Origin of the sequence: Flavobacterium sp. (genome assembly GCF_049240005.1) — a bacterium.
Classification (GTDB): domain Bacteria; phylum Bacteroidota; class Bacteroidia; order Flavobacteriales; family Flavobacteriaceae; genus Flavobacterium.
Window position 1 is genome coordinate 29,714 of the sequence record NZ_JBMLTK010000066.1, and the last position, 7,742, is coordinate 37,455.

A 7,742-nucleotide genomic window follows, 5' to 3' on the forward strand; every position below is an offset into this window, starting at 1 on the left:
GCAAGCGCTTTAGTTTTTGCGTTTGATTTTGCGGAAAATAGCTTAACAAAAGTCCCGTTGTGCGAGATTAATCAAGTAGTAGCCGATTAGATTTTGAAGGTGTTTTTTCTCTAGCACACTTATCGGATAAGATTCTCCACCTTAAAAATGGCCGCAGAAAGCCTTTTTGTGATGGCATTTCTGCCAAAAAAGCGATTGTTTCGGGTGATACAATAGCCTATGGCAGCAGGACGGATTTTGCGCTTGCGAAGCGTTGCAATTCTAGCCGACTCAACGCCCATAAAAAGGAAAACAAACTATAGTTCTGTCAATATTTTACCTACGCTTCGTAATTTTCGTAGTACACATCAGCAGGTAAATTGGGTTTTATTGCTGCGGCTACTGCCAGAGCATCGCAGCGCTCGTTTTGTGGGTGCGCATTATGGCCTTTTATCCATTGAAAAGTAACGCGATGGCGGCGGTATACTTGTAAAAATCGTTTCCACAAATCGGGATTTTTTTTGTCTTTAAACCCTTTTTGCACCCAATTGAACACCCAACCTTTCATAACGGCATCGACAACATATTTAGAATCTGACACCACCAAAACCTCTGCATTCTCTATCCGAATATGCTCTAAACCTACGATTACAGCGAGCAATTCCATACGGTTGTTGGTTGTGAGTCTGAAACCGCCCGATAATTCTTTATAATGTGTAGTTCCTTCCTGAGCAAGTATAACTCCAAAACCACCTGGTCCTGGATTGCCTTTTGCGGCGCCGTCTGTAAAAATCAGTATTCTACTCATCTGCGGTTAATAAATTATCGATGACGGCTGCAAAATGTTGGTGCTCGAGCGCTTGAACTGCAGCGGCGATTTCTTCGGGCGATTGACAATGAGTGATTGCTGTTTTCGCTTGGAAAATTAGGGCACCTTCATCGTAATGCTCGTTGACAAAGTGAACCGAAATTCCGGTTTCAGGCTCTTTAGCTTCAAAAACGGCACGGTGCACATGCATGCCATACATTCCTTTTCCGCCGTATTTAGGTAGTAAAGCCGGATGAATATTAATAATTTGATTCGGAAATGCGTGTACTAAGTACTCGGGTACTTGAAGTAAAAACCCAGCTAAAACAAGCAAATCGGGTTGATACGAACGCACTCTTTCGACAAACGAGGATTCGGAAAATTCGGCTTTAGAAAAAACTTCCGTTGGAATTCCCAGATCGTGCGCTCTCGAAAGTACGCCTGCTTGCTGATTGTTACAAAAAATTGCAGCGACCCGAACACGTCCAGACGACTGGAAATACTGGTGAATAGAACTGGCATTGCTGCCGTTACCGGAGGCGAAAATTACAATGTTTTTCATGGCAGTTATCGAAATACAAAGGAACAGTTTTTACTTAAAATGAGTGGTCTTTTAAAACTAAAGTGAACAACAATTTGTAGTTTTTCGGCTACTTCAACCTTTTTAATTTAAAGTTTTTTATTTTTGCCAACAAATTAAATTTAAAAACAAGAAATTATGTCGGACATTGCATCAAGAGTAAAAGCGATCATCGTAGACAAATTAGGTGTAGACGAAAACGAAGTGGTAACCGAAGCTAGCTTCACGAATGATTTAGGAGCTGACTCACTCGACACAGTTGAATTGATTATGGAATTTGAAAAAGAATTTGATATTCAGATTCCGGACGATCAAGCAGAAAACATCGCTACTGTTGGTCAAGCAATTTCTTATATCGAAGAGGCTAAAAAATAATACTAACAATCCCGCTGCTGTTTGCTTGCGGGATTTTTATTTTTTAAAAAATCAGACTGTATTGCAGTCAACAACATTATATACCTATGTTTCATTATTGACTATTCAATAAAACATAGGTATTATTTTTTTACTTTTATCGCATAAAATTGTAGTATATGAGCTTGAAACGAGTAGTAGTAACCGGCTTAGGAGCCTTAACTCCAATCGGAAACTCTGTTGCCGAATACTGGGACGCCTTAATTCAAGGCAAAAGCGGCGCAGCTCCCATTACCTATTACGACACCGAAAAACACAAAACCAAGTTTGCTTGCGAAGTCAAAAACTTCAATATCGAACAATACATGGATCGCAAAGAGGCGCGGCGCTTGGACAAATTTGCCCAATATGCTATTGCTGCTAGCGACGAAGCCATAAAAGACGCCGGAATCACACACGATAATGTAGATAAATACCGCGTAGGTGTTATTTGGGGTGCTGGAATTGGCGGTTTAGAAACCTTCCAAGATGAAGTGATGTACTACGCGAAAGGCGACGGTACCCCGAAATTCAATCCGTTTTTTATTCCTAAAATGATCGCCGATATTGCTCCTGCGCACATTTCGATGCGAAACGGCTACATGGGACCAAACTATACAACCGTTTCTGCCTGCGCCTCTTCGGCAAATGCCTTAATCGACGCATTTAACTACATTCGTTTAGGTATGTGCGATGTGATTATCTCCGGCGGATCGGAAGCCGCTGTAACCATTGCTGGTATGGGCGGATTTAACTCCATGCATGCGCTTTCAACTCGAAACGACAGCCCACAAACTGCCTCGCGCCCGTTCGATGCAAACCGCGACGGTTTTGTACTTGGCGAAGGTGCTGGAGCAATCGTGCTCGAAGAATACGAACATGCCAAAGCGCGCGGCGCAAAAATATATTGTGAAATCGGCGGCGGCGGAATGTCGTCGGATGCGTATCACCTTACAGCTCCACACCCGGAAGGAATTGGTGTAATTGCCGTAATGAAAAACACCTTGCGCGATGCCAACATGAATCCGGAAGATGTAGACCACATCAACACACACGGAACCTCAACGCCGCTGGGCGATGTGGCCGAATTAAAAGCAATTAGTGCTGTTTTTGGTGCACATGCTAAAAACATCAACATCAATTCTACCAAATCGATGACGGGCCATTTGCTCGGAGCAGCCGGAGCTATTGAAGCCATTGCATCAATTCTCGCCATCAAATACGGTATCGTTCCTCCGACAATTAACCACGAAACGGTCGATGAAAACATCGATCCATCGTTAAACCTGACGCTCAACAAAGCACAAAAGCGCGAAGTAAATGTAGCGATGAGCAATACGTTTGGTTTTGGAGGTCATAACGCCTGTGTTTTATTTCGTAAACTCGTAGACTAATCCATGCGTTTCCTAAAAAAGATATTTACCAAATCCCGCGCTGAAACAGGCGGGATTTTTTTTACCGAAGTGTCAAATATCTTAGGATTTGCGCCCAAAAATATCGCCTTTTACGAAGCGGCATTCACGCATCGCTCCAGCAATAAAACCGATGCCAACGGAAACGTGGTGAGCTACGAGCGTTTGGAATTCTTAGGCGACGCCATGCTCGGATCGGTTGTGGCTGCGCATTTGTTTAGAGAAGTGCCCGGTGGCGATGAAGGTTATCTCACCAAAATGCGTTCAAAAGTCGTGAGTCGCGAGCATTTAAACGAATTGGGAAAAGACCTCAATTTGGTGCAGTTGGTAGAAAGCAAAGTTTCGCCCAAACACTTCGGCGACAACATTCACGGAAATATTTTTGAAGCCTTAGTTGGCGCGCTATTTCTCGACCAAGGCTACGCGGGTTGCGAGCGCTTTATTCACTCGAAAGTTATAAAGCCCTATGTAGATATTTCCAAACTCGAAGGAAAGGTAATTAGTTACAAAAGTTTACTCATTGAATGGTGTCAGAAAGAAAAGAAAACCTTTCGATTTGAAACCTTTGAAGAAGAATCGCTTGGAACCGAACGTTTTTTTGGCGTTCGATTGTATTTGAATGAGTCAGTGGTTGCGAAAGCCCGAGCAACTTCTAAGAAAAAAGCCGAAGAAAAAGCCGCGCAACGAGCCTATTTCGCGCTCCAAAAACAAATCGTTCGAAAAGCCTAACTACAACGATTTCGCTGATTATTCCGTGTTTCCTGTATTAAAAACGCTGTGTATTTGCACTTTAGTTGCTATCTTTACAACTTATTTGCAAAAGGATGATGTTGCACAAATTGCAATTTGATGACTTTGATGAGCCGGTTTTTCATGCGTTTGCTATTCATACAACCATTGAACCCTATCGCCTATCTTTTTTCTTAAATGAGAAACTGCAAATCCATTTAAAACCTAACGACAAAGGCTTCGAAGCCGTATTCAAAAAGGAAATTCGCACCTTTACCGGATACAGCTATCACAACGAAGATACCGACGAGATTTTTGACTTGGTGAAAAATAGCCAGACTTTTATCGAAACACTAAAACCTGCCGCAAACTCACTTTTTAACGACAGCATCGAGTGGCGCAGTGCAAAAATGTATCTCGTTCCGGAATTTAAAAAAGCCGATTACATCCTGCGAATCGAAAATGCCGCGCAAGCCCCAGAAGAGCTCGCCGAGAAAATAAAAACTATTCCTACGACGACCTTCGTTCAACTGCTGAATGTTGACGAACTGAAGTCAAAAAACAATTTAATCTTTTATTAGAATGCCAACAAACAAAAAAACGAAAATTGTAGCAACGCTCGGTCCGGCCTGCTCATCCAGAGAAGTCTTGAAGCAAATGATTGACGCCGGTGTGAACGTTTTTCGTGTCAATTTCTCACATGCCGATTACGACGATATCCGAGAGAAAATTGAAACCATTAGAAGCCTAAACGACGAATTTGGTTACACAACCGCCATCCTGGGCGATTTACAAGGTCCGAAGCTGCGCGTAGGCGTTATGAAAGAAGACGTAGTGGTGTCGCCCGGCGATATCATCACCTTCCAAACCGCCGAAGACGTGCCTGGAACTGCCGAACGCGTGTACATGAACTACAAAGAGTTCCCTGCCGATGTAAACCCCGGGGAACGCATCTTGCTCGATGACGGTAAACTCATCTTCGAAGCCATCGAAACCGATCGCGTAGCCGAAGTAAAGTGTGTAGTCATTCAAGGTGGACCGTTAAAGTCTAAAAAAGGGGTAAACTTGCCCAACACCAAAGTTTCGCTTCCAGCTTTAACAAAAAAAGACGTAAAAGACGCCATTTTTGCAATAGAACAAAAAGTAGATTGGATTGCTCTATCGTTTGTGCGAACAGCCGACGATTTAATTGAACTACAAGAACTTATTGCCGAACATTCCGACCATAAAATTCCGATTGTAGCAAAAATTGAAAAACCAGAAGGTGTTGAAAACATCGATAAAATTGTAGCGTATTGCGACGGTTTGATGGTGGCTCGCGGCGATCTAGGTGTTGAAGTTCCGGCACACGAAGTTCCGCTTATTCAAAAGAAATTGGTCAACCGTGCCAAAACGGCTCGTATTCCAGTGATCATCGCTACACAAATGATGGAAACCATGATTACCAGCCTCACGCCGACTCGCGCCGAAGTTAACGACGTGGCAAACTCGGTTATGGACGGTGCCGATGCGGTAATGCTTTCCGGCGAAACATCGGTTGGTAACTATCCGGTTCAGGTCATTGAAAAAATGACGCAAATTATCGAGGCGGTCGAAGATTCTCCGCTGATTCAAGTACCGCAAAATACACCACAGGTGCGCACCAAGCGTTTCATCACGAAATCTATTTGCCACCACGCGGCTAGCATGGCAAACGTTATTAAGGCAAAAGCTATTTGTACGTTAACAAACAGCGGTTACACGGCCTTTCAAATCTCGGCTTGGCGCCCGCAATCGCATATTTTGGTTTTCACGTCTAACAAACGTATTTTAACGCAACTCAACTTGCTGTGGGGCGTAAAATCAATTTATTACGACAAATTTGTGAGCACCGACGACACGGTAACCGACGTTAACCAAATTGCCAGAGATCGCGGTTTTGTTGATAAAGGCGACTTCCTAATCAACCTTGCGGCGATGCCCGTTACCGAAAAAGGAATGGTAAATACCTTGCGTGTATCAGAAATTGTGTAAACAATAAATGTCAATTAATATAAAATCGGCTTTCTCGGCCGATTTTTTTGTGCTATTTTTTTGTAACCTGAGTTCGATTTAAAAATTGCGGTCAGAAAACAGATAAATGGTTGATTACAAGGCGGATTTGTTTTGGGATACTGTAGTATCGCAAAAAAATCTAACGAAGTAGGCAGCCATTTATCTGTTTAGCGTGCAAGTTATTTCTTTACATTACTATTTGCTTCCACAACTTGTTAATTTCAAGCGATCTGACAAAGATTTTTAATCGAACTCAGGTTTGTAGCTAATCGCGCTATCCGTTGCAAGTGTGCTTGCGGCGCCCGTTTCGCTGAGGGAGTAAAAGTAGCTTCCGTTGGTCGCTCTTTTACACCGCAGCTCAAACGGCCGCCGCTGCGCACCCTTTACACTGCTATCGCGGCTAGGACAGTCGTTACTGAGAAAACAGTGCTAAACCTCATGTGCAAAAAAGAAACAGAAGTTGTTGTATATTTTTAATTTAGAAGAGAATACTAACGACTTAAAGCTCAATTTATTTGCAAAGCAAAGAACTCGTCTCGTGGTTTGGAGAAATCTAGCTCCTTAGTACAGTTTTAAACAGGCATCTTTTACAGTAACATTAATTGCGTATCGTCCCATTTCTTCCAAAGTTCGATTTGGCTTGTCCCGAAAGTAGGTTACACTCTTGGGTATGTTCTTTACTTTACAAGGAATAAGAGCGGTAGGCAAATTTAACTTCATAAGCTCTTTGTCTATTTTATTAATTAATGCCGTTAATACTTCCTTCTCAGATAACTCATGTCTTTTTAACATCCTGTAATCTATTCTCAACAGGTAGAAACCCGCATAATCGCTTGGTTGTGATTTTTGACAAGAAATCAATCTCGCTTCGACACTTTGTGCAACTTTTGTTGAGGTGGTTAAAAACTTCTCACCAATCCACCGATTGTTAGGTTGAAAAACCACATGTGTATAGTTAAAAACATGACCTTTAAATTGTAAAGTGTCGGGAAAGCTCTGATATTTTTGACTAAAAACACATGCATTAAATAAAGCCATCGATATTAAAAATATAATCCTCATAATATTCAATTTTAATTTAAAATCCAGATGTCGATTCGTGATAAAGGAATGTCGAGATTGCAACCCGTTATACACTCTCCAGGGACAATAGTTCCATTCGAAATTAATAAATCCGCGTGTCCTGAGGCATTGTGAAGGTCATGTGCTGGGGTTGATACTGAGGAAAAAATACCCCTTTTGTTTGTTATAAAATCAAGTCGTAAACTATTGTCATTTGCGGCATTTGTGGGAAAATAGCTTGAATGATTTCCGTTTATCGGCGTGCCGTTAGCCCCATCATGTGTGCCAAAAGTTTTCCTCATCCATTCATTTAAAGCTTTAGCATTCAAAAAGAAATACTTGTCGCCGAACTCTGCACCACCACCTTTAACTGTTTGTCCTGGAATGTAAGGAATCTCAATACCACTTCTTATCAAAGCAATAGATATTCGAGCGGCACAAGTATTTTGCATATCACTTGGAGTAGTTAAGTAGAGCTGCAAAACATCACCGCCAATTAATGGGAAAATGTTATTTGGCCCTAATATGTATGTGTTGTCAATATTTACCGGAATTCCGTCTAAAAAATCATTCCAGGTTGGCAAATTTTGCTGGGGAAAGTTTAAATTCGGATTATTCCAATAATTTTCATCGTAAAATAAATCATCACCTTCGTTTTCGGTAAAAAACCAATTCTTAAACTGCTCCCAGGTCACTTCTGGATGCTCTATCAAATAATCAATAGTCCATTTCACAAATTCCAAAT

General features: G+C 41.8%; 9 protein-coding genes. 5 read left to right on the forward strand and 4 right to left on the reverse strand.

The genetic code is table 11. The annotated features are described in order from the left end of the window. Positions 1–319: 319 nt before the first annotated feature. Positions 320–787, reverse strand: a complete 468-nt coding sequence (gene rnhA / locus ACOVQQ_RS06960; RefSeq protein ID WP_421817561.1) for a ribonuclease HI — start codon at positions 785–787, stop codon at positions 320–322. Beyond that, positions 780–1,349, reverse strand: coding sequence for a phosphoribosylglycinamide formyltransferase (locus ACOVQQ_RS06965; protein WP_421817562.1), 570 nt, complete (start codon positions 1,347–1,349; stop codon positions 780–782). Before ACOVQQ_RS06965 ends, rnhA begins: the two co-directional genes overlap by 8 nt. A 156-nt stretch (positions 1,350–1,505) precedes the next feature. On the opposite strand from ACOVQQ_RS06965, the gene ACOVQQ_RS06970 reads away from it, so the two are divergent. The 5 genes from ACOVQQ_RS06970 to pyk all read left to right on the forward strand — a co-directional run bounded on the left by ACOVQQ_RS06970 (position 1,506) and on the right by pyk (position 5,914). Beyond that, positions 1,506–1,742 carry an acyl carrier protein gene (locus tag ACOVQQ_RS06970; RefSeq protein WP_007137004.1) on the forward strand — a complete coding sequence of 79 codons (237 nt, stop codon included), beginning with the start codon at positions 1,506–1,508 and terminating at the stop codon, positions 1,740–1,742. Between the two features lie 158 nt (positions 1,743–1,900). Beyond that, complete coding sequence (gene fabF / locus ACOVQQ_RS06975) at positions 1,901–3,154, forward strand: beta-ketoacyl-ACP synthase II (RefSeq protein WP_094487275.1); 1,254 nt, start codon at positions 1,901–1,903, stop codon at positions 3,152–3,154. 3 nt (positions 3,155–3,157) lie between these two features. Then, positions 3,158–3,901 carry a ribonuclease III gene (gene rnc / locus ACOVQQ_RS06980; protein WP_421817563.1) on the forward strand — a complete coding sequence of 248 codons (744 nt, stop codon included), beginning with the start codon at positions 3,158–3,160 and terminating at the stop codon, positions 3,899–3,901. A 95-nt stretch (positions 3,902–3,996) separates the two neighbouring features. Next, positions 3,997–4,482 carry an IPExxxVDY family protein gene (locus tag ACOVQQ_RS06985; protein ID WP_094487273.1) on the forward strand — a complete coding sequence of 162 codons (486 nt, stop codon included), beginning with the start codon at positions 3,997–3,999 and terminating at the stop codon, positions 4,480–4,482. Position 4,483: 1 nt separating this feature from the next. Further along, positions 4,484–5,914: a pyruvate kinase gene (pyk, locus tag ACOVQQ_RS06990; protein WP_421817564.1), complete on the forward strand. Its 1,431-nt coding sequence runs from the start codon at positions 4,484–4,486 to the stop codon at positions 5,912–5,914. A gap of 582 nt (positions 5,915–6,496) precedes the next feature. On the opposite strand, the gene ACOVQQ_RS06995 is transcribed toward pyk, so the two are convergent. Continuing rightward, the gene (locus ACOVQQ_RS06995) at positions 6,497–6,997 is read right to left on the reverse strand and encodes a hypothetical protein (protein WP_421817565.1); all 501 of its coding nucleotides are present in this window, start codon (positions 6,995–6,997) and stop codon (positions 6,497–6,499) included. Positions 6,998–7,008: 11 nt separating this feature from the next. Then, a partial coding sequence (locus tag ACOVQQ_RS07000) for a T6SS effector amidase Tae4 family protein (protein WP_421817566.1) occupies positions 7,009–7,742 on the reverse strand: 734 nt, incomplete at its 5' end.

Excerpts from the sequence above, each read along its gene's own strand:
- rnhA (WP_421817561.1), bottom strand. The coding sequence starts at position 787 with ATGAGTAGAATACTGATTTTTACAGACGGCGCCGCAAAAGGCAATCCA.
- ACOVQQ_RS06965 (WP_421817562.1), bottom strand. The coding sequence starts at position 1,349 with ATGAAAAACATTGTAATTTTCGCCTCCGGTAACGGCAGCAATGCCAGT.
- ACOVQQ_RS06970 (WP_007137004.1), top strand. The coding sequence starts at position 1,506 with ATGTCGGACATTGCATCAAGAGTAAAAGCGATCATCGTAGACAAATTA.
- fabF (WP_094487275.1), top strand. The coding sequence starts at position 1,901 with ATGAGCTTGAAACGAGTAGTAGTAACCGGCTTAGGAGCCTTAACTCCA.
- rnc (WP_421817563.1), top strand. The coding sequence starts at position 3,158 with ATGCGTTTCCTAAAAAAGATATTTACCAAATCCCGCGCTGAAACAGGC.
- ACOVQQ_RS06985 (WP_094487273.1), top strand. The coding sequence starts at position 3,997 with ATGATGTTGCACAAATTGCAATTTGATGACTTTGATGAGCCGGTTTTT.
- pyk (WP_421817564.1), top strand. The coding sequence starts at position 4,484 with ATGCCAACAAACAAAAAAACGAAAATTGTAGCAACGCTCGGTCCGGCC.
- ACOVQQ_RS06995 (WP_421817565.1), bottom strand. The coding sequence starts at position 6,997 with ATGAGGATTATATTTTTAATATCGATGGCTTTATTTAATGCATGTGTT.